Origin of the sequence: Pseudomonas sp. IT-P218 (assembly GCF_949767605.1) — a bacterium.
In the GTDB taxonomy this organism is placed as follows: Bacteria; Pseudomonadota; Gammaproteobacteria; order Pseudomonadales; family Pseudomonadaceae; genus Aquipseudomonas; species Aquipseudomonas putida_AE.
In genome coordinates this window covers 15,413-35,169 of record NZ_CATKQQ010000024.1, presented here as the reverse complement: position 1 = coordinate 35,169, position 19,757 = coordinate 15,413, and the positions used below count along the sequence as shown (strand labels likewise).

Below are 19,757 nucleotides of genomic sequence, written 5' to 3'. Positions count from 1 at the left end.
CGGATTTTCAGCAACCTTTGAAAATGCCGGGGCGCCGCTCAACCAGCGACCGCACACCTTCCTGCGCATCCTCGCTGGTCAGCAACTTCTTCACCAGCGTCGGCAGCCCTCGCGCCGCGGCGGTCTCGCCCTCGTAGCGGGCCTGCCGGGCAGACAGCAACGTTGCCTGGACCCCCAGCGGCGCCTGCCGGGCAATGCGCTCGGCCAGTTCAATTGCCCGCGGCAGCAAATCCTCGCTGGCCATGACTTCCTGCACCAACCCCAGATGCAGGGCATCATGGGCATCGAACTCGTCGCCCGTGAGCATCCAGCGCATGGCGTTGCCCCAGCCAGCCACCTGATGCAGGCGCAACGTGGCACCGCCGAAGGGGAAGATGCCGCGCTGCACTTCCATCTGCGCGAAACGGGTGTTGCTGGCACACAGGTTGATATCGGCGGCCAGCATCAACTCGATGCCGATGGTCAGGCAGTAGCCCTGGGCGGCGACGATCACCGGTTTGTTGACCCTGGGCCCGGCGAAAACTCCCCACGGGTCGCAGCCTCCGGGCGGGGCTTGCCAGCCTTCGGTCAGCGCCGCGCTGGCACTGACCAGGTCCAGGCCGGCGGTAAAATGTTCGCCATGACCGAAGACCACGGCCACCCGTGCATCGATGTCGGCTTCGAACGCGCCGTAGGCCAGGCTCAGCTCGTTGAGCAGGTCGAGATCGAAGGCGTTGCGCTTGGCGACCCGGTCCAGTCCGATCATCAGGACATGACCGCGCTTTTCACGGCTCACGCGGCTGGTATTGAGCTCTTTCATGCGGCATTTCCTCGAGCGGGAGCTGGGCGCGCAGACCCGGGGTTTGTGGCGGGTGGGTGAACCGTTTTAGCGTCATCGCCCGCAGGGCAGGGCCTTTGAAAAGTAGACGCTCGTGCGATTATCCGCAAAGCCTGTGACAGAACGCCGTATATGGGAGTTTTGCGATAAAAAAAGCTCCCTTTTTCTGCAAATTCCGGTATAGTGCGCGCCGGCCTTTAGCCGGGCCGCGTTTAGGTGGCGCAATTCCCCGAAGTCATATTCGGTTGCACGTTCGCCCAGCGAACTCTTCCTGAACGATTCTTTTTCATTCATTCGTTTTCGCAAATCCCCGCCGACAAAGCTGCCAGGGCGACTCTTGAGTCTCAACACGGCATGCGCAGCTTTGGAGCATGGGTCTTTGCGGATGCACTTAGAGGCAGACCCATGACCCAGGAAATCGGCGGCTTCGCCGCTCTTGAACTTCACCCTAATATTGTCGCTGCAGTAGTCGCTACCGGCTATGAAGAGCCTTCGGCCATTCAGCAGCAGTCGATCCCGATCATTCTCGCCGGTCACGATATGATTGGCCAGGCGCAAACCGGTACCGGTAAAACCGCTGCCTTTGCCCTGCCTATCCTGCACCGCATTGATCCGTCCAAGCGCGAGCCGCAAGCTCTGATCCTGGCCCCAACTCGTGAGTTGGCGCTACAAGTTGCAACCGCTTTCGAAACCTACGCCAAGCAAATGCCGGGCGTAACTGTTGTGGCTGTCTACGGCGGCGCGCCGATGGGCCCACAATTGAAAGCAATCCGTAATGGCGCACAGATCGTTGTCGCCACTCCGGGCCGTCTGTGCGACCACCTGCGTCGCGACGAAAAAGTACTGGCGACCGTGAACCACCTGGTTCTCGACGAAGCCGACGAAATGCTCAAGCTGGGCTTCATGGACGACCTGGAAGTCATCTTCAAGGCCATGCCGGAAACCCGTCAGACCGTATTGTTCTCGGCCACCTTGCCGCAATCGATCCGTGCCATCGCTGAGCGCCACCTGCGCGATCCGAAGCACGTGAAGATCCAGAGCAAGACCCAGACCGTTACCGCGATCGAGCAGGCTCACCTGCTGGTTCACGCTGACCAGAAGACTTCTGCCGTTCTCAGCTTGCTGGAAGTGGAAGACTTCGACGCCCTGATCATGTTCGTGCGCACCAAGCAAGCGACCCTGGACCTGGCCAGTGCCCTGGAAGCCAAAGGCTACAAAGCCGCTGCGCTGAACGGTGACATTGCCCAGAACCAGCGTGAGCGCGTGATCGACTCCCTCAAGGATGGCCGTCTGGACATCGTTGTGGCGACCGACGTTGCTGCTCGTGGCCTGGACGTTCCGCGCATCACTCACGTGTTCAACGTTGACATGCCGTACGATCCGGAATCCTACGTTCACCGTATCGGCCGTACCGGCCGTGCTGGTCGCGAAGGTCGTGCGCTGCTGCTGGTGACTCCACGTGAGCGCCGCATGCTGCAAGTGATCGAGCGTGTAACCGGTCAGAAGGTTGCTGAAGTTCGCCTGCCGGACGCTCAAGCCGTTCTGGATGCACGCATCAAGAAGCTGACCAACAGCCTGTCGCCGCTGGTGGCTGAAGCCGAATCGACCCACGGTGATCTGCTCGATCGCCTGACCGCCGACATCGGTTGCAGCCCGCGTGCCCTGGCCGCAGCCCTGCTGCGCAAGGCTACCAACGGTCAAGCGCTGAACCTGGCCGCTATCGAGAAAGAGCGTCCACTGGTGCCGAACAACGCACCGCGTGGCGATCGTCCAGAGCGTTCCGGTGATCGTCCAGAGCGTGGTGACCGCGAGCGTCGCGCACCGATGCCACTGGGCGAAGGCCGTGCTCGTTGCCGTACCGCGCTGGGTGCGCGTGATGGTATCGCTGCCAAGAACCTGCTGGGCGCCATCCTCAACGAAGGTGGCCTGGCCCGTGAAGCCATCGGTCGCATCCAGGTGCGTGACAGCTTCAGCCTCGTCGAGCTGCCGGAAGATGGTCTGGAGAAGTTGCTGACCAAGCTGAAGGACACTCGCGTTGCCGGTAAGCAGTTGAAGCTGCGTCGCTACCGCGAAGATTGATCCGCCCTCGGGCTGATTGATCGAACATAAAAAATCCCCGACTGGTTCGGGGATTTTTTTGGCCTGCGTTTAACTGTTTAACCCTTTTCTTCACCGCCGCCCGCCGTCACCACATGGATGCTCATGCGCGGTGTGGCCAGGTCCAGCCCGGCTTCATCCAGATGTCGTTTGAGCGACAGGTTGAATGCCCGTGAAACTTCCCACTGCTTGATCGGGGCGGTCTTGAACCGGGCCCGCAGGATCGCATTGCCGGACTCGAAACTTTCCACGCCCTGAAACTCCAGGGGAGACCAGATATTGCGCCGCTGCAGCGGGTCGGTACGCATTTTCTGGCCGACGTCGCGCATCAGCTTGATCGCGTTGTCGATGTCCATGTTGGCAGGCACCGCGACCCGGAAGATCGCGTAGCCGAATTCCCGGGAGTAGTTCTTGATGCTCTTGATTTCGCTGAACGGAATGGTGTGGACGATGCCGTCGATGTCCCGCAGGCGCACGGTACGAATGGTCAGGCCCTCGACGGTACCCAGGTGGCCGCCGACGTCCACGTAGTCGTCGATGGCCAGGGAGTCTTCGATGATGATGAACAGCCCGGTGATCAGGTCGGCCACCAGCGATTGCGCGCCAAAACCGATGGCCAGGCCGATCACACCGGCACCGGCCAGCAGTGGCGTGACGTTCATGCCCATGTTCGCCAGGGCGACGATCAGCGCGACGATGAAGATCGCCACGAACAGCACGTTGCGGATCAGCGGCATCATGGTCTGTGCGCGGGCGTTGGCCAAGCCTTTGCGCGAGCGCGTGAGGGCGTGATGCACGGCGGTGTCGCTGAGGATCCAGATCAGCCAGGCAAAGATCAGCGTGCCGACCAGGCTGAACAGTTTGACGCTGACCTCATGGCCTTCGCCTTCGGTGAAACTGATCAGCGACATGCCCCAGACCCGCAGGCCCAGCTCGATGAATGCCAGCCAGACCAGCAGATGGGCCAGGGTATAGAAGAAGTTTTTCAGGCGTTCCGAGTAAAGGGCATGACGCTTGGCCCCGCGTTGCGGTTTGAGGGCGTGACGACGCACCAGGCCATTGATGACCATGCACAGCACCAGCAACACGGTGCAGATCAGCGACTGGCGCAGCGCGGTGCTGGTGTCGCCGGCCGAAACGAAGGTGGCGAACAGGGAAATCCCCACCAGCACCAGCGCCGGTACGTACCAGAAGGTACCGAGGATATCGATGGTGTCGCTGAGGGCGCGGCGGGTCAGGCGCCGGGACAGTGGCTGGTTGCGGATCAAATGGGCAATCGGGCGGCGGAATCGCAGGATGAACAGCCCCGTGGACAATGCCGCCAATACGTTGGCCACCGTCGCCGCGGTATGTGCCAGATGTACGCCCAGGCTTTCCACCAGGCGCGGGTCGTTCAGGGCTTCACCGAAAGCGGCGAAACTGCCGATCAGCCACAGCGGCCGGAAGGCCTGGTGCCGCAGGATGTACAGGGCGCGGTGACGGTGCGGGCCGTCGAGCAGGGAAAAGGCAATCACGCAGATCGCCGAGAAACAGGTGCCGACCACTAGCGCATACGCCAGCACCATGGCCAGGCTTTTACCGAGTGAGGAGGGCAGGGCGTAGCTCATGTAGACGGTGATGACCAGCGCGATTAGCCACGGCCCCAGCTTGCGCAGGGCGAAACGCAGCATGTCCAGGGCCCTGGGGTGTTGCGGCAGTTCTTCGGTCAGGCCAAAGCGCATGCGCACTCGATGACTGACCCAGATCAGCGCCGCCGCCAGCAGGCTCCAGACCATCAGGATCATGGCAAAGGCGAAGATGATCGGCAGCCACTCGTTGGCCGGCAGTATCAGCGCGGTCAATTCATCCTTGGCCAGGTCGAACTCGCTGGACCAGCGATTGAGCGGGCTGTCGACGCCGGAAAACTGCTTTTCGAAGCTGGCCAGGGTTCCACCAATCAGGCCCAGTACGCCTTCCTCGGCGACCGGCTGGGCTTTTTTTGTGGCGTCGCGCAGCTTCTTCAGATCCGCCAGCAGCTTGCTGCGCTGCTGATCGTTCTCCAGCGCCTTGATGACTTCATCCAGGGATTGCCCGAGGGGTTCCTGCGCCTCGGGTTGGGTTTTTGCCGGGCTGCCAAGCAGGCTCGGCAGCCCGACGGCCTGGGCAGGCGCTGACGGCATCAGCGTCATCAGGCAGATAAGGAAAAGGCACGGCAGGGCGAATAGACGAGCGAACACTAGGCGGTCAACCTCGAAATGGGCAGATCGACCGAGTGTACGAGCCCGTCTGGACCAATGCGAGCCGGGGTGGGGATTTATTCGTTGAGTTTGGCGAGGATCTTGAAGATCACCGTGGCCAGGATCAGCAGCATGCCGAGCCACATGGCGAGCACGCCTGCGTTCTTGTCGCGAAAGTTGAAACCGACTGCCAGCATGATCATCCCGATGAGAATAGGGATGAGCATGCCGTGGAACGAGGACATCGTGATCATGGCGACTGCCTTGTCAAAAGGGATAGTTAAAGTCTAGGTGGATTTCCTGCGACCCGTGTAGGAGCTGGCGCAGGCTGCGATCTTTTGATTTTTAAAGTCAAAAGATCGTCCGAACGCGGCCCGAGCCTGCGGCAGCTCCTACAGGAACCTACGGCAATTCGCGGCAGGCGTAGAACGCGCTCAGCACCTTGACCAGATGCGCCAGGTCATGGCTGCCGCACAGTTCGCGGATCGAATGCATGGCGAAGGTCGGCAGGCCGATGTCCACGGTACGCACGCCCAGGTGGCTGGCGGTGATCGGGCCGATGGTCGAGCCGCAACCCATGTCACTGCGCACCACGAAGCTCTGTACCGGCACTTCTTCGGCCATGCACAGGTGACGGAAGAACCCGGCGGTTTCGCTGTTGGTGGCGTAGCGCTGGTTGCTGTTGACCTTGATCACGGGGCCGGCGTTGAGTTTCGGGCCGTGATTGGCATCGTGCTTGTCGGCGTAGTTGGGGTGCACGCCGTGGGCGTTGTCGGCCGAGACCAGCAGGGATTTCTGGATGGTGCGCACGAATTCGTCGCCTTCGGGCAGCAGGCGGCGCAACGTCTGCTCCAGCATCGGGCCGTCGGCGCCACAGGCCGAGCACGAGCCGACTTCTTCATGGTCATTGCAGACCAGCACGCTGGTTTCGTCGGTGTCGGTGGTCAGCAGTGCTTGCAGGCCGGCATAACAGGACAGCAGGTTGTCCAGGCGCGCACCGGCAATGAAATCACCATGCAGGCCGATGACGGCCGCGCTTTGGGTGTCGTAGAAGCTCAGTTCGTAATCCAGCACGACGTCGGCGTTCAGGCCGTGTTCGCGGGCCAGTTGGTCGGTGAGCACGGCACGGAAATCCACGCGCTCGTCACCGGCGAATTGCGCCAGTACCGGTGGCAGCTCGGTCTGGGCATTGATCGCCCAACCCATGTTGGCTTCACGATTGAGGTGAATGGCCAGGTTGGGGATGATCGCGATCGGCGCCTTGAAGTCGATCAACTGGCTCTCGACCTTGCCGTCACGACGGAAGGTGACGCGGCCGGCCAGGGACAGGTCGCGGTCGAACCAGGGGGCCAGCAGGGCGCCGCCATAGACTTCGACGCCCAATTGCCAGAAACCCTGGCGTTGCAGTTCCGGCTGGGGCTTGACCCGCAGGCACGGGCTGTCGGTGTGGGCGCCGACCAGGCGAATGCCACCGTGCAGCGGCGAGTGCCGGCCCATCTTGATCGCGACGATCGACGAGTCGTTGCGGGTGACGTAGTAGCGACCATTGGCCTCGGTGTTCCATGGCTCGCGTTCGTCCAGGCGTTGGAAACCCGCCGCTTCCAGGCGCTGAACAAGGCTGGCGGTGGCGTGGAACGGGGTAGGGGAGGCCTTGAGGAAATCGATCAGGCCTTGGTTCAACTCTTCGCGCATAAGTAGCTCCAGACAGCAATGGCGCCAGTTTAACGTATTGGCCCGATGCATTGGACAAGAGCTTTCAGCGCCGAGCCCGCCAAGCCGTCAATGATTCATCCGCTCGCGCAGGTAGGCAATGATGGTTTGTTCGTCCGAAGACTTGGTCGGCCGGGGCAGGTGTTTCGGCCAGCGACCCTTTTCCGTACCGAAGAACCTTTTCTGTTGGTCTTCTTCCCAGCGCAGGATTTCCCGAGAGGCGGACTCCCACCACTCATGGCGGCATACTTCGTAATACGGATGATCAGGCGCCGCGCTGCCATACAGCAGGTCGCGACCGACCTTTTTCACGCTCTTGTGCTTGTTGCGCAGTTGCCACTTGATGCGCAGGCGCTGCCAGGGTGAGGGCACGGGTTTGCAGCGCGGGACTTCTGTGCACAGGGCCGGCAGCTCCGGGCGGAATTGCTCGCCATGACGGCTGAAAAAATGCTTCTGCATGGCGTGGAAGAAGCGTTTTTCAGCGAAGTAGTGATAAACGAATTTCTTCGCCTCCTGAACGGGCTGGTTGCGCATCGCGAACGACAGGGCGATCTGCTCGATGGTATGGATGTCGAACGAGCCCTGGGTCCATTCATCGATCAGGCGGATCGATTTTTCCAGCAGGGGTGTATCGCCGTCGGTGACACCGCACAGCCCGCTGTTATACAGCTTGAAACTATTGTCGGAGGAGATGCCATGAGCTTGCAGGCAACGCCCGAGCTTGACGTAGTCGGGGCGTTCGCAGACGTAGCTCCAGTCGTATTCGAAACGGTCCATGACATAGCGCCCGGGCCCGATCCGTTCGAAGACGCGATGGGGCGATTCGAGGAACAGCGTGTCGGTGTCGACGAACAGGGTCTTCTGTGCAAGCTTCAGCCCTTGGGCGATAGCGCAGGCCTTGCGTCGGTGGTGATAGCCGTTTTCGCCCTGCCATTGGGCCAGGGTCTGCTCGTCCAGGGCGATGGTGTCGACCGGCCAGCCGGCATAATCCTCGGGACGATCGGTCATGACCCTGATGCACAGCGACTCACCCCGTTTGAGCTGTGCCAGGGCGGTGAGCATGCTGAACTTGGCTTCGCGCCGGTAGACATCCTGGTTGCCATAGATGAGGTAGAGCAACTGGTGCGGTGTTTTTTCCAGGGGGGTCAGCGCTTCGCGCATAAGTAGCTCCAGGCAACAGAGACGCAAGTTTACCGTATTGGCTCGCGGCATTGCTTCACCCCTTTTTATAACGGGGTATGTGGCAACAAATGAAAACGCCCTTCAATCGAAGGGCGTTTTCAGGCGAGGCTTGGGGTTGTCAAAAAGGCGCAGGGCACTCGAAGCGCAGTCGCTCACCGCTTTGAGGGTGAGTGAAGCTGAGCATGCTCGCGTGCAGGCACAGTCGTGGCCAGGCGGCCAGGGCTTGCTCATGGGCGTAGAGTCCGTCGCCCAGCAGCGGGTGACCGATCGACAGCATGTGCACGCGCAATTGGTGCGAGCGTCCGGTGATCGGTGTGAGTTCGACGCGGCACCAATCGCCACAGCGTTCCAGCACTCGCCAGAAGGTCAGGGCGTGTTTGCCGAATTCATGGTCCACCACGTGGCGTGGCTTGGTCGGGGGGTCGTAGCGCAGCGGCAGGTCGATGCTGCCACTGTCGAGCTCCGGCTGGCCCCAGCACAAGGCGGTGTAGGCCTTTTCCGTTTCGCGGTCGTGAAATTGTCGAGACAGTTCACGGTGCGTGTCGGGATCGCGGGCCAGCAGGATAATGCCGGACGTTTCCCAATCCAGGCGATGGACGATTCGCGCTTCCGGGTAGCCGTTTTCCTGCAGGCGGGTAATCAGGCAGTCCTTGTTGTCGTCGGCCCGACCGGGCACCGAGAGCAACAGGGTGGGTTTGTTGACCACCAGGACAGCGGCGTCCTCATGGATGATGTGGATATTGGACAGCGGCATCAAACAGCCTCGTAACAAACGCCAACGGCGGTTCAGGCCCAACAGGATACCTGATGGGCCTGAACCGCCGTGGCTCCAGCCGGATCGACTCAGCGATCTGGCAGGGTGATATTGAGTTCCAGAATCGAGCAGCTGCCCTGGCTTTCCAGTGCGACATGCACGTCATCGGACCCGATATTGACGTACTTGCGAATCACCTCCACCAGTTCCTTCTGCAAGGCCGGCAGGTAGTCCGGGGTGCTGCGTTGGCCGCGTTCGTGCGCCACGATGATCTGTAGACGCTCTTTCGCTACCGACGCGGTGCTTTGCTTTTTGTTGGCACGAAAGAAGTCAAAAAGGTTCATTGTTTAATTGCCTCCAAACAGGCGCTCGAAGAATCCCTTCTTCTGTACATCGAGGAAACGATGTTCCACGGTTTTGCCCAGCAGGCGGTCCACGGTGTCGCTGTAGGCCTGGCCGGCATCGCTCTGGTCGTCGAGAATCACTGGAACGCCCTGGTTGGATGCCTTGAGCACCGCCTGGGATTCAGGGATCACGCCGAGCAGGGCCACCGAGAGGATTTCCTTGACGTCTTCGACGCCGAGCATTTCACCCTTGCTCACGCGCTCTGGATGGTAACGGGTAATCAGCAGGTGTTCCTTGATCGGGTCTTCGCCGCGTTCGGCACGGCGCGACTTGCTGGCCAGCAGGCCGAGCATGCGGTCGGAGTCACGTACCGAGGACACTTCCGGGTTGGTCACGACGATCGCTTCGTCAGCGAAGTACATGGCCAGGTGGGCGCCTTTTTCGATGCCCGCCGGGGAGTCGCAGACCACGAACTCGAAGTCTTCCTTGAGTTGCATCAGGACTTTTTCCACGCCTTCGACGGTCAGCGCGTCTTTGTCGCGGGTCTGGCTTGCTGCCAGCACGTAGAGGTTTTCCAGGCGTTTGTCTTTGATCAGGGCCTGTTGCAGGTTGGCTTCGCCGTTGACCACGTTGACGAAGTCATACACCACGCGGCGCTCGCAACCCATGATCAGGTCGAGGTTACGCAAACCGACGTCGAAGTCGACGATGACTGTTTTGTGACCGCGCAGAGCGAGGCCGGTACCGATAGCGGCGCTGGTGGTGGTCTTACCCACACCACCCTTGCCGGATGTAACCACGAGAATCTTGGCCAAGGTGTTTCACCCCTAAGGAAAAAGGACTTTTAGCCCCTGAAAAACATCTCTTGAAAAACTACAGCAGTTGGACAGCCTTGGCTGGAATGGGCCGCAAATGGCGTTTACCCCCGGTAAACACTGTTTGTAGCCGTTTTCCTACTTCGTTTGAGCCGTTTTCGCTACGTTTTAGAGATGCTTGGAAAATGCGGCAGTATCCGTTAAAGCCGAATGATGTTCAACACGTCGCCTGACAGGCTGACCTGCACGCCCGAACCCCACAACGGGTCGCGGCGCAGATCTTCGGAAACCTTGTAATGACCGGCGATGGAGATCAGTTCAGCGCTCATTTGCTGGCAGAAAATCCGTGCCTTGGTGTCGCCTTTGACGCCGGCCAGCACACGACCGCGCATCGGGCCGTATACATGGATGTTCCCATCGGCGAGAAGTTCCGCCCCCGGGCTGACCGAAGAGATCACCACCAGGTCGCTGCCCTGGGCATAGATCTGCTGGCCACCACGTACTGGCGAAGTGATGATTTTCGTCGGCTTGATGCTCGGTTCCGCGGGTTTTTCCGGCTTTTTCGCCACGACGCCTTCGTTCAGGTCCAGCGCCCGTTCACGGGCTCCGGATGGCGGCAGCACCGGCAGGTCGACCGCGATGGCGGCCGCGATGTCTTCGATGCGGCTGGCGCGGATCGCCAGGGTACGCAGGCCATGCTGGCGGCAAACGCGCATCAGGCCGGGCAGATCGACGGCGCCGCCGTTGGCCGGGAGCTTGTCCAGGGCCAGTACCAACGGCGCGTTGCTGAAGAAGTTCGGCGCCTGGGCAACCTTGGCGGCCAGTTGCCGATCGAGGCCCTCAAGGTCATTGCGGGCCAGTTCCAGCACGGTAATGGCGAGCATGCTGCCCTTCAGCTGGAACACGGGATCTTGGTCTAGCGGTTCGGTTTGGCTCATGTTCGGCATACAACGACTTGTCACTAAAAGTGCCCAGACTTATAACGAGAACGCCGGCGAGCCGCAAGCCGGGTCGAACGATGTAGAATGCGCGGCCATCGTCTTTTCGGAACCTTTAATGGATCGCCCGCGTTTTCGAACAACATTTCTGATGCCGCGTTTCTGGCCGCTCTGGTGCGGCCTGGGGCTGTTATGGCTGATTGTCCAGCTGCCGTACCCTGCATTGCTGTGGATCGGCCGGGTCCTGGGCGCCCTGATGTATCGGGCAGCGGCCGACCGGCGGCGCATTGCCAAGCGCAATCTCGAGCTGTGCTTCCCGGAAAAATCCGCGGCCGAGCGCAAGCGTCTGCTCAAGGAAAACTTCGCTTCCACCGGTATCGCCTTCTTTGAAATGGCGATGAGCTGGTGGTGGTCGCGTGAGCGGCTGGCGAAACTGGCCCATATCGAAGGCCTGGAGCACCTGAAGAATGCCCAGCGTGACGGCAAGGGCGTGATCCTGATGGCCGTGCACTTCACCACGCTGGAAATCGGTGCCGCGCTGCTCGGCCAGCAGCACACCATCGACGGCATGTACCGCGAACACAAGAACCCGCTGTTCGACTATGTGCAGCGTCGCGGTCGCGAGCGGCACAACCTCGATTCGCTGGCGGTGGAGCGCGAGGACGTGCGCGGCATGCTCAAGTTGCTGCGTGCCGGCCGGGCGATCTGGTACGCACCGGACCAGGATTATGGCGCCAAGCAAAGCATTTTCGTGCCGTTGTTCGGCATCCAGGCCGCCACCGTCACCGCCACCAGCAAGTTCGCGCGACTCGGCAAGGCGCTGGTGGTGCCGTTCACCCAGGAACGCCTGGCGGACGGCAGTGGTTATCGCCTGGTGATTCACCCGCCGCTCGAAGGCTTCCCAGGTGAAACCGAGGAAGCGGACTGCCTGCGCATCAACCAGTGGATCGAAGGCGTCTTGCGTGACTGCCCGGAGCAATACCTCTGGGCCCATCGCCGTTTCAAGAGCCGGCCGCCCGGTGAACCGAAGTTGTACGCAAAACGCGGCTGAACGGCCGATCCCGACCTGCACCATGGAGCGTTGCGATGAGTCCTGCTGAACCGGTCACAGGCTTGATTCTTTCCGGCGGCGGGGCTCGGGCGGCGTATCAGGTGGGTGTGCTGGCGGCGATTGCCGAGTTGCTGCCATTGGGCGCGGACAATCCTTTTCCGGTGATTGTCGGCACCTCCGCCGGGGCTATCAATGCGGTCAGCCTTGCCAGCGGGGCGATGGATTTTCGCGCGGCCATCGAGCGCCTGACGGCATTCTGGCAGGGGTTTCGCAGTCACCAGGTGTTGCGCAGCGACTGGCCGGGCGTGATCAGCCAGGCCACTCGGTTCGTCAGTCACAGTTTGTTGGGCCTTGGCGCGCAGGTGCCGGTGGCGTTGCTCGACAGCTCGCCGTTGCGCGGGTTGCTCGACGACAAATTACCGATGAACGGTATCGCCGAAGCCATTGCCCAAAAACAGTTGCACGCGGTTGCCGTCACGGCCTTCGGCTATGAGTCCGGCCAGGCCGTCACCTTCTACCAGAGCGGCGGCACCATCGACGCCTGGTTGCGCCATCGCCGCATCGGCATTCCCACCCAATTGTCCGTCGACCATTTGCTCGCCAGTTCGGCCATTCCGCTGCTGTTCGCTCCGGTGAAAATCGGCGAGGAGTATTTCGGCGACGGCGCGGTACGCCAATCGGCGCCCATCAGCCCGGCGTTGCACCTGGGCGCCAGTCGAGTGCTGGTGGTGGGGGTCAGTGGCAACCCGCGGGGCATCGATCCCGAGCAACCGCTGCAGCGCGCCTGGTCCGGGCAACAACCGACCCTGGCGCAGATCGGCGGGCACATGCTCAACAGTACCTTTATCGACAGCCTGGAAAGCGACATCGAGTTGCTGCGGCGTTTGAATCAGTTCAGCCACCTCCTGCCCGACGGCACACCCACCCGTGCGCTTGGCGTGGCACCGGTAGAGGTGTTGGTGATTTCACCGAGTCAACCGATCGACGAAATTGCCGCGCGCCATCGCCAGGAATTGCCGGCGGCGCTGCGCCTGTTCCTGCGCGGGCCGGGGGCGACCAAAACCAGTGGGGCAGGGGTGTTGAGTTATCTGCTGTTCGAGGCGGGGTATTGCAGCGAATTGATTGATCTGGGGCGGCGGGATGCGTTGGCCAAGCGCGATGAGCTTTGCCGGTTTATGGGGTTGGCGTGATAACGCAAAAGATCGCAGCCTGCGGCAGCTCCTACGTTGGAATGCGTTTCCCTGTAGGAGCTGGCGGAGCCTGCGATCTTTTGATTTTAAATCAGAAGTGCACCTTGACCAGGAAGCTGGTCACGCTCTGATCCGTCTTGAAACCCTGGCTGTCTTCGATACCGTACTTGTTTTTCCAGTAGTCATACTCGACACCGACGTACAACTGCTTGGCGCCCAGGTTCAGCGCCTTGCCCAGGTCGTATTTGACCTGTGGGTTGAAGTGCAGGTTGGCGTGGTATTCGCCTTTGTCGTTCACGTCGTTGTCGACGACCCAGTCCATGAAGCCGTCGATCAGCACGTCCGAGTCGCCCACCGGGATGGTGTAGGACCATGCCGGAGTGATCTGCCAGACATCGTCACCCGGGCGGTCGCCTTCGGTGTGACGGTTGTAGAAGTTCAGCTGGAAGTAGTCGAAGCCGGGGATAGCCAGGTCGAAACCCGGGCCGATCAGGTACGACTCGGTGTCGTCTTCGCCGAACTCATAGGTCATGGCCAGCAGCACGTCCTTGATCGGGCCGAATTCCAGCTTCTGGTTGAAGATCTTGTTGAACGACAGGCGCGGGCTGAATTCGCCGTAGTGGGTGTTCTCACCCGCGAAAGAGTCTTCCTTGCCGTTGTAGAAAATCTTGTCGATGAAGAAGAAGTTGTCGCCGTATTTCCAGCCGTCGGCGTGCTCGAAGGTCACGGTCTGCTGGATGCGCGGGTTGACCTGGAAGTCCTTGCCATACAGATAGGTCAGGCTGTTGTTCTGCCACTGCAGCAAGTCGCCGGCCATGGCCTGACCCCCCGCCAGCAATGATCCCGCCAGCATCAGGCTAGTGCACGTACGTTTCATTCGGTTGCTCCCAAAAAGTAGTGGTTCCGCGTTATTTTTTTAAGGTCGACGCTCTGGTGTGGCGCCTTTTTCTGTAGCTGCAAAAAATCATCCATTCGGTCAGCTTTAGTGCTGTTAGCAAGAGCTGCGCCAAGGCTTTCAGAAAACCAAAAAACTCCCGCTCGGCTGCTCAAAAACAGTCGATTGAGAGTGGTTTGGGGATGCCTTGGTACCGTCCAGGGCCGGGATAAGTTGGCTTTCTGGTCAGGAATTAAATCCGGGCTTTTTTTTAAAGCGGATTCAGGCGGCCGCGGAGAATACTGACTCCTCGGCCAGGTCTCAAGTGCCCCGCAACGGCGCACCGACGACAGGTGTGGGGCACGGTTGCGGGTCATCTTAGAAATGCACCTTCACCAGCAGGCTGGTGGTGTTTTCATTGGTGTCGAGGTTGCCGTTGTTTTCGATGCCGTACTTGTCTTTCCAGTAGCTGTATTCGACGCCGACGTACACCTGTTTTTCCCGCCAGCCAAGGGTTTTGCCCAGGTCGTACTTGATCTGCGGGTTGAAGTGCACGTTGGCGTGATAGGTGCCGTGGGCGTTCTGGTCGTTGTCCACCACCCAGTCCAGGTAACCGTCGATCAACAGGCTCGAATTGCCCAATGGAACGGTGTAGGACCAAGCTGGTGAGATCTGCCAGACATCGTCGCCGGGGCGCGAGCCTTCGGTCTGGCGGTTATAGAAGTTCAGGGTGAAATAGTTGAAACCCGGTATCGCGAGGTCGAAACCGGGGCCGATCAGGTAGGCCTCGGTGTCGTCTTCGCCGTTCTCGTAGGTCATGGCCAGCAGCACATCCTTGATCGGGCCGACTTCGAAACGGCGGTCGAGGATCTTGCCCAGGGAGAGGCGCGGGCTGAACTCGCCGTAATAGGCGTGAACGCCTTTGTTGCGGTCTTGCTCGCCGTTGTAGTAGGTGCTGTCGATGAACATGAAGTTGTCGCCGTACTTCCAGCGGTCGGCGTGCTCGAACGTCACCGTCTGCTGGATCGACGGGTTGACCGCGAAATCCTTGCCGTACAGATAGCTCAGGCTGTTGGTTTGCCACAGCAGCAAATCGCCGGCCATGGCTTGAGTGGCGGCCAAAAGACCGCCCGCCAACAACAGGTTTGTCTGGGTACGAATCATCTGTTGCTCCCTCTTGTTCTTATTTTCAAGGCGCAGAAACACCCTACCTGTAGGAGCTGGCTTGCCAGCGAAGAGGCCATAAGATCCAACATCAATCTCGCCTGACACTCCGCTTTCGCCGGCAAGCCGGCTCCTACAGGGGGTGTGTGCTTCTGACTTAGTGGGCGTGGCAGTCGTTGATGGCCGCGCGTTCGGCGCCGCCAAGGATGTTGAACAGCAGGTTCAGCGTCAGGGCACTGAGCGTGGCCATGGCGATGCCGCTGTGGGTGATCGGGCTCATCCACAGGGGCAGGTGGGCGAAGAATTCCGGACGCACCACCGGGATCAGGCCCATGCCGATGCTCACCGCCACCAGCAACTGGTTGCGTCGGTCACCGATGTCGGCTTCCTGCAGGATCTTGATCCCGGTGGCGGCAACCATGCCGAACATCGCGATCGCCGCGCCACCCAGCACCGCCGGTGGGATCGAAGCTACCAGGAACGCGGCCTTGGGCAGCAGGCTGAGGACGATCAGCAAACCGCCGGCGACGATGGTCACCGAACGGCAACGCACACCGGTCATCTGCACCAGGCCGATGTTCTGCGCGAAGGAGGAGTGGGTGAAGGTGTTGAAGAAGCCGGCGAAGAACGAGGCGCCGGCGTCGCACAGCAGGCCGCGGCGCAACATGCGTGGGCAGACTTCCTGGCCGGTGATCTTGCCCAGGGCGAGGAACATCCCGGTGGATTCGACGAAAATGATCACCACCACCAGGCACATCGACAGGATGGGCGCGAGTTCGAATTTCGGCATGCCGAAGTGCAGCGGCGTGACAAATTGCAGCCATGGTGCCTGGGCCATGCCGCTGAGGTCGACCATGCCCAGCACGCCACAGAGCACGTAGCCCAGGCACATGCCGATCAGTACGGAAATATTCACCCAGAAACCGCGCATGAAGCGGTGCACCAGCAGGATGGTGCCCAGCACCAGCGCGGCGATGGTCAGGTAGATCGGTGAACCGAATTGAGCGGCATCGGCGCCGCCGCCGGCCCAGTTAACGGCCACGGGGAACAGCGACAAACCGATCGAGGTGATGACCGTGCCGGTCACCAGAGGAGGGAAGAAGCGCACGACCTTGGACATGAACGGCGCAATGAGCATACCGAAGAACCCGGCGGCGATGGTCGCGCCGAAGATCCCCTGCAGGCCGATACCGGGCATGCCGGCCATGGCGACCATGCTGCCGACGGCGGCGAAACTGGCGCCCATCATCACCGGCATGCGAATGCCCATGGGGCCGATACCGAGTGACTGGACGATGGTGGCGATGCCGGCGACCAGCAGGTCGGCGTTGATCAGGAAGGCGATTTCTTCACGACTCAGGCCAGCGGCCTGTCCGATGATCAGCGGCACCGCGATGGCGCCACCGTACATCAGCAGAACATGTTGCAAACCGACCAGGATCAGTTGCAAGAGGGGCAAACGCTGAATGGCGGGTGCGTCGGGGATGCGTGCTGGGGAGAGCTCGGACATGCAACACCTCGGATCATTTTTATTCTTGTGATTTTGTGCATCAGGGGGACCGCGTTGCGGCCAATCGCTGGCAAGCCAGCTCCTGTAGGAGCTGGCTTGCCAGCGAAGCTTTTCAACGATTAATTGGTCGGGGCACCCTGCACAATCCAGGCGCCGATCAGGTCACGTTCCTGCTGGGTCATCTGGGTGATGTTGCCCAGTGGCATGATCTGGCTGGCGACGGCTTGAGCCTGGATACGCGCCGCGTTCTGGCGGATCTGCTCGGGGGTGTCGAGCATCACGCCGGCCGGGGCCGCGCTGAACAGCGGGCTGGTCGGTTTGGCCGAGTGGCAAACCGCGCAACGTTCCTGAATCACGCTGTGCACCTTGTCGAAGCCCGGGCCTGCGTTGGACGCTTGCGCCGGTGCGGCTGCAGGTGCCTCGGCAGGTTTGGCTTCAGCCGGTTTCAAGCCACCACCCACTGCAGTTTCCGGCAGCGGCTGGTACTCGATTGCGGCAGGTGCCTTGGCCACTTCAGGGGCGCTGGACATCGGCTTCGGACCGGACACGTAGGCCAGGCAAATCATGCCCACCGCTGCCACCGGCAGGGTCCAGGCATATTTGTGGCTGTCGTGACGGGTGTTGAAGTAGTGACGCACCAACACCGCCAGTACCGCGATCCCGGCCAGGATCAACCAGTTGTACTGGCTGCCGTAGGTGCTCGGGAAGTGGTTGCTGATCATGATGAACAGCACCGGCAAGGTGAAGTAGTTGTTGTGACGCGAACGCAACAGGCCTTTGGCCGGCAGTGCCGGATCCGGCGTGCGGTTCTCGGCGATGGCCGCCACCAGTGCACGTTGCGCCGGCATGATGATGCGGAACACGTTGCCGACCATGATGGTGCCGATGATCGCACCGACGTGCAGGTACGCACCACGACCGCTGAACACCTTGCTGAAGCCATAGGCCGCGCCGATGATCAGCACGAACAGGATGAAACCCAGCAGGGCAGGGCGTTTGCCCAGGGCCGAGTCGCAGAGGAAGGAGTAGATGAACCAGCCGATGAACAGCGAGCCGATACCGATGGCCACGCCTTCAGGACCGCTCAGGGTGCTGCCCGGAGCCAGCAGGTAGAGCGTCGGGTTGGAGTAGAACACCACGCACAGCAGCGCGATCCCCGACATCCAGGTGAAGTAGGCTTCCCATTTGAACCAGTGCAGGTTGTCCGGCATGGTCGGTGGAGCCAGTTTGTATTTTTCCAGGTGGTAGATACCGCCACCGTGGATCGCCCACAAATCACCGGCCAGACCGCTTTTCGGGTTGACCCGATTGAGGTTGTTTTCCAGCCAGACGAAGTAGAACGATGCGCCGATCCAGGCCACGCCAGTAATCATGTGAACCCAGCGCACGCTCAGGTTCAGCCATTCCAACAGATGTGCTTCCACAGTCTTTACCTCTCGCCTGTCACTCTTGTTGTCGAGTGATCAGACCTTCTCTTATTGGTGGGGGGCGAGGATCAAACGCTCATCCTCTTTGAAAAAATGCTCATCGCAGTTATTGCCTGTGCCACTGCGATCAACCACCAGGAAGTCATCCCGCTTTTCGATCGTCAGCACCGGGTGGTGCCAAACGCCGCGATGGTAATTGATGCCCTGCCTGCCGTTGGTGACGAAGGCGCGGACCAAGCCTGATACAGGTTCATCGCCAAGTGGCGCGACCACGATCAGAAAGGGGTTGCCGAGCAGCGGAATGAAGGCCTGGCTGCCCAGCGGATGACGCTCCAGCATGCTCACGGTCAAAGGCATGTCCTGCGCGTCGGCGCGGAAGATGCTGATGATCGCGTTGTCTTCTGGCGTGGCGGTTTCCACCGTCGCCAGTTTATGGAAGCGCATGGTCGAACCGTTGTTGATCATGAAGTGATCGCTGCCGTCGGTTTCGATCACGTCACCGAAAGGGGCGAAGGCTTCTTTGGTCAGCGGTTCAATCGTCAGTGTGCGCATGCTGTTCTTATCCGAATTCTGTGTTGTTGGTTCTAATGCTATCGCCAGCAGGCTGGCTCCCACAGGGGAACGCATTGCAAATGTGGGAGCCAGCCTGCTGGCGATTGGGTTCAGTGCTTATTTAGCGACTTTGCCCAAAACGCGCAGGCGGCTCACACCACCATCCGGGAACACGTTCAGGCGGATGTGGGTGATCGGGCCCAGGGCCTTGATCTGCTCGGCGAAGGTGTGTTCGGCGTGCATTTCCAGCTTCTGGCTTGGCAGCAGTTCGCGCCAGAACAGCGATTGGGTTTCGATCTGGCTGTCGGTACCGCCTTTGACGAATGCGCCCTGGATCGAGCAGCTGTCCGGGTAGTTGCCCTTGAAGTGCAGGGTATCGACGACGATTTTCTCGATCTCGCCCGGGTGGCCCAGGGCGACGATCACCCAGTCATTGCCCGGGGTACGACGACGTGCGGTTTCCCAGCCGTCGCCCATGTTGATGCCACGGCCCGGGTTGAGAATGTTGCTCATGCGGCCGAAGTGTTCGTCGGAGCAGGCGAGGGCGCGGCCACCGTTGAGGGCTGCGGCCAGGTCGACTTGCTCGTTGTCGCCAACAGCCGACCAGTCGCGGAACGGAATGCCGTACACGCGCAGACGGGCAACACCACCGTCCGGGTAGATGTTGAAGCGCAGGTGGCTGAACGCCTGGTCGTTGCTGATTTCGTGGTAGTGGTGGCTGTTGCCTTGCAGTTCGACGGCGGACAGCACTTCCGTCCACTGGGTGTTTGCGTCCGGCTCGCCCGAGGCCAGGAAGCAGGCTTCCAGGGAGGCCGACGGCGGGAAGTTGCCGGTGAAGAATGAAGTGTCGATGTCCACGCCCTTGATCGAGCCAGGCACGCCCAGGCGGATCACCGCGCTGTCGTAGCCTTCGAAGCGCTTGCGGCGCGACTCCCAGCCGTCCATCCACTTGCCGTTGTCATCGAACACGCCCTCCTTCCACACGGCCGGGGTCGGTTGGAACAGACGGTTGGCGTCTGCGAACCAGTCATCGGTGACCGAGATGATCTTGGTGCCCAGACGGGCGTCGGCCAGGTTGACGAACTTCTCGAAAGGTACGGCGTAAGCTTTCATTC

The 19,757-nt window shown here is 60.8% G+C and carries 19 protein-coding genes; 3 read left to right on the top strand and 16 right to left on the bottom strand.

The features are described from left to right. Nucleotides 1-7: 7 nt before the first annotated feature. Nucleotides 8-799, bottom strand: a complete 792-nt coding sequence (locus ACM6I6_RS16770) for a crotonase/enoyl-CoA hydratase family protein (RefSeq protein ID WP_414920273.1) — start codon at nt 797-799, stop codon at nt 8-10. Between the two features lie 423 nt (nt 800-1,222). Here ACM6I6_RS16770 and ACM6I6_RS16765 point away from each other — a divergent pair, with 423 nt between their 5' ends. Then, entirely contained in the window at nt 1,223-2,896 is a 1,674-nt protein-coding gene (locus tag ACM6I6_RS16765) for a DEAD/DEAH box helicase (RefSeq protein WP_007973525.1), read from the top strand. 77 nt (nt 2,897-2,973) lie between these two features. Here ACM6I6_RS16765 and ACM6I6_RS16760 read toward each other — a convergent pair whose 3' ends face one another. From ACM6I6_RS16760 to minC, 8 genes are all read right to left on the bottom strand, one after another. After that, on the bottom strand, nt 2,974-5,130 hold the full coding sequence (locus ACM6I6_RS16760; protein WP_414920272.1) for a mechanosensitive ion channel domain-containing protein: 2,157 nt from the start codon (nt 5,128-5,130) through the stop codon (nt 2,974-2,976). 77 nt (nt 5,131-5,207) lie between these two features. Then, the gene (locus ACM6I6_RS16755) at nt 5,208-5,384 is read right to left on the bottom strand and encodes a hypothetical protein (protein ID WP_274075372.1); all 177 of its coding nucleotides are present in this window, start codon (nt 5,382-5,384) and stop codon (nt 5,208-5,210) included. Between the two features lie 148 nt (nt 5,385-5,532). After that, nucleotides 5,533-6,822: a M18 family aminopeptidase gene (locus ACM6I6_RS16750; RefSeq protein ID WP_274075371.1), complete on the bottom strand. Its 1,290-nt coding sequence runs from the start codon at nt 6,820-6,822 to the stop codon at nt 5,533-5,535. 87 nt (nt 6,823-6,909) lie between these two features. Further along, nucleotides 6,910-8,001 carry a hypothetical protein gene (locus tag ACM6I6_RS16745; protein ID WP_406592581.1) on the bottom strand — a complete coding sequence of 364 codons (1,092 nt, stop codon included), beginning with the start codon at nt 7,999-8,001 and terminating at the stop codon, nt 6,910-6,912. Nucleotides 8,002-8,140: 139 nt separating this feature from the next. Beyond that, entirely contained in the window at nt 8,141-8,776 is a 636-nt protein-coding gene (locus tag ACM6I6_RS16740; RefSeq protein WP_020800410.1) for an RluA family pseudouridine synthase, read from the bottom strand. Nucleotides 8,777-8,865: 89 nt separating this feature from the next. Further along, nucleotides 8,866-9,120, bottom strand: coding sequence for a cell division topological specificity factor MinE (gene minE, locus ACM6I6_RS16735; RefSeq protein ID WP_007974947.1), 255 nt, complete (start codon nt 9,118-9,120; stop codon nt 8,866-8,868). Nucleotides 9,121-9,123: 3 nt separating this feature from the next. Beyond that, complete coding sequence (gene minD / locus ACM6I6_RS16730; RefSeq protein WP_008056976.1) at nt 9,124-9,936, bottom strand: septum site-determining protein MinD; 813 nt, start codon at nt 9,934-9,936, stop codon at nt 9,124-9,126. A gap of 200 nt (nt 9,937-10,136) precedes the next feature. Beyond that, nucleotides 10,137-10,874 (bottom strand): septum site-determining protein MinC, encoded by a 738-nt coding sequence (minC, locus tag ACM6I6_RS16725; RefSeq protein WP_274075369.1) that lies wholly within the window; start codon nt 10,872-10,874, stop codon nt 10,137-10,139. Between the two features lie 118 nt (nt 10,875-10,992). On the opposite strand from minC, the gene ACM6I6_RS16720 reads away from it, so the two are divergent. Continuing rightward, complete coding sequence (locus ACM6I6_RS16720) at nt 10,993-11,925, top strand: lipid A biosynthesis lauroyl acyltransferase (protein WP_274075368.1); 933 nt, start codon at nt 10,993-10,995, stop codon at nt 11,923-11,925. Between the two features lie 35 nt (nt 11,926-11,960). Then, nucleotides 11,961-13,115 (top strand): patatin-like phospholipase family protein, encoded by a 1,155-nt coding sequence (locus ACM6I6_RS16715; protein WP_414920271.1) that lies wholly within the window; start codon nt 11,961-11,963, stop codon nt 13,113-13,115. Nucleotides 13,116-13,206: 91 nt separating this feature from the next. On the opposite strand, the gene ACM6I6_RS16710 is transcribed toward ACM6I6_RS16715, so the two are convergent. The 7 genes from ACM6I6_RS16710 to alc form a co-directional block, all read right to left on the bottom strand. Continuing rightward, complete coding sequence (locus tag ACM6I6_RS16710) at nt 13,207-13,992, bottom strand: outer membrane protein OmpK (RefSeq protein WP_414920270.1); 786 nt, start codon at nt 13,990-13,992, stop codon at nt 13,207-13,209. Next, nucleotides 13,989-14,366, bottom strand: a complete 378-nt coding sequence (locus ACM6I6_RS16705; protein ID WP_408597671.1) for a hypothetical protein — start codon at nt 14,364-14,366, stop codon at nt 13,989-13,991. The genes ACM6I6_RS16710 and ACM6I6_RS16705 overlap by 4 nt, the downstream gene beginning before the upstream one ends. A 1-nt stretch (nt 14,367) precedes the next feature. Continuing rightward, a complete protein-coding gene (locus ACM6I6_RS16700; RefSeq protein ID WP_414920269.1) occupies nt 14,368-15,153 on the bottom strand; it encodes an outer membrane protein OmpK in 786 nt (261 codons plus the stop codon). A 157-nt stretch (nt 15,154-15,310) separates the two neighbouring features. Beyond that, nucleotides 15,311-16,663 carry a nucleobase:cation symporter-2 family protein gene (locus ACM6I6_RS16695; RefSeq protein ID WP_323609180.1) on the bottom strand — a complete coding sequence of 451 codons (1,353 nt, stop codon included), beginning with the start codon at nt 16,661-16,663 and terminating at the stop codon, nt 15,311-15,313. A 119-nt stretch (nt 16,664-16,782) separates the two neighbouring features. Further along, on the bottom strand, nt 16,783-18,087 hold the full coding sequence (locus ACM6I6_RS16690; RefSeq protein ID WP_274075362.1) for a urate hydroxylase PuuD: 1,305 nt from the start codon (nt 18,085-18,087) through the stop codon (nt 16,783-16,785). Between the two features lie 51 nt (nt 18,088-18,138). After that, nucleotides 18,139-18,642 carry an ureidoglycolate lyase gene (locus tag ACM6I6_RS16685; protein ID WP_007960046.1) on the bottom strand — a complete coding sequence of 168 codons (504 nt, stop codon included), beginning with the start codon at nt 18,640-18,642 and terminating at the stop codon, nt 18,139-18,141. Between the two features lie 117 nt (nt 18,643-18,759). Further along, nucleotides 18,760-19,755: an allantoicase gene (gene alc, locus ACM6I6_RS16680; RefSeq protein WP_274075361.1), complete on the bottom strand. Its 996-nt coding sequence runs from the start codon at nt 19,753-19,755 to the stop codon at nt 18,760-18,762. Nucleotides 19,756-19,757 lie beyond the last annotated feature (2 nt).

Coding starts and splice junctions, on each gene's coding strand:
- ACM6I6_RS16695 (WP_323609180.1), bottom strand. CDS start 16,663: ATGTCCGAGCTCTCCCCAGCACGCATCCCCGACGCACCCGCCATTCAG.
- ACM6I6_RS16720 (WP_274075368.1), top strand. CDS start 10,993: ATGGATCGCCCGCGTTTTCGAACAACATTTCTGATGCCGCGTTTCTGG.
- ACM6I6_RS16700 (WP_414920269.1), bottom strand. CDS start 15,153: ATGATTCGTACCCAGACAAACCTGTTGTTGGCGGGCGGTCTTTTGGCC.
- ACM6I6_RS16710 (WP_414920270.1), bottom strand. CDS start 13,992: ATGAAACGTACGTGCACTAGCCTGATGCTGGCGGGATCATTGCTGGCG.
- ACM6I6_RS16770 (WP_414920273.1), bottom strand. CDS start 799: ATGAAAGAGCTCAATACCAGCCGCGTGAGCCGTGAAAAGCGCGGTCAT.
- ACM6I6_RS16715 (WP_414920271.1), top strand. CDS start 11,961: ATGAGTCCTGCTGAACCGGTCACAGGCTTGATTCTTTCCGGCGGCGGG.
- ACM6I6_RS16750 (WP_274075371.1), bottom strand. CDS start 6,822: ATGCGCGAAGAGTTGAACCAAGGCCTGATCGATTTCCTCAAGGCCTCC.
- alc (WP_274075361.1), bottom strand. CDS start 19,755: ATGAAAGCTTACGCCGTACCTTTCGAGAAGTTCGTCAACCTGGCCGAC.
- ACM6I6_RS16755 (WP_274075372.1), bottom strand. CDS start 5,384: ATGATCACGATGTCCTCGTTCCACGGCATGCTCATCCCTATTCTCATC.
- ACM6I6_RS16705 (WP_408597671.1), bottom strand. CDS start 14,366: ATGACCCGCAACCGTGCCCCACACCTGTCGTCGGTGCGCCGTTGCGGG.
- minC (WP_274075369.1), bottom strand. CDS start 10,874: ATGAGCCAAACCGAACCGCTAGACCAAGATCCCGTGTTCCAGCTGAAG.
- minE (WP_007974947.1), bottom strand. CDS start 9,120: ATGAACCTTTTTGACTTCTTTCGTGCCAACAAAAAGCAAAGCACCGCG.
- ACM6I6_RS16745 (WP_406592581.1), bottom strand. CDS start 8,001: ATGCGCGAAGCGCTGACCCCCCTGGAAAAAACACCGCACCAGTTGCTC.
- ACM6I6_RS16765 (WP_007973525.1), top strand. CDS start 1,223: ATGACCCAGGAAATCGGCGGCTTCGCCGCTCTTGAACTTCACCCTAAT.
- ACM6I6_RS16685 (WP_007960046.1), bottom strand. CDS start 18,642: ATGCGCACACTGACGATTGAACCGCTGACCAAAGAAGCCTTCGCCCCT.
- ACM6I6_RS16740 (WP_020800410.1), bottom strand. CDS start 8,776: ATGCCGCTGTCCAATATCCACATCATCCATGAGGACGCCGCTGTCCTG.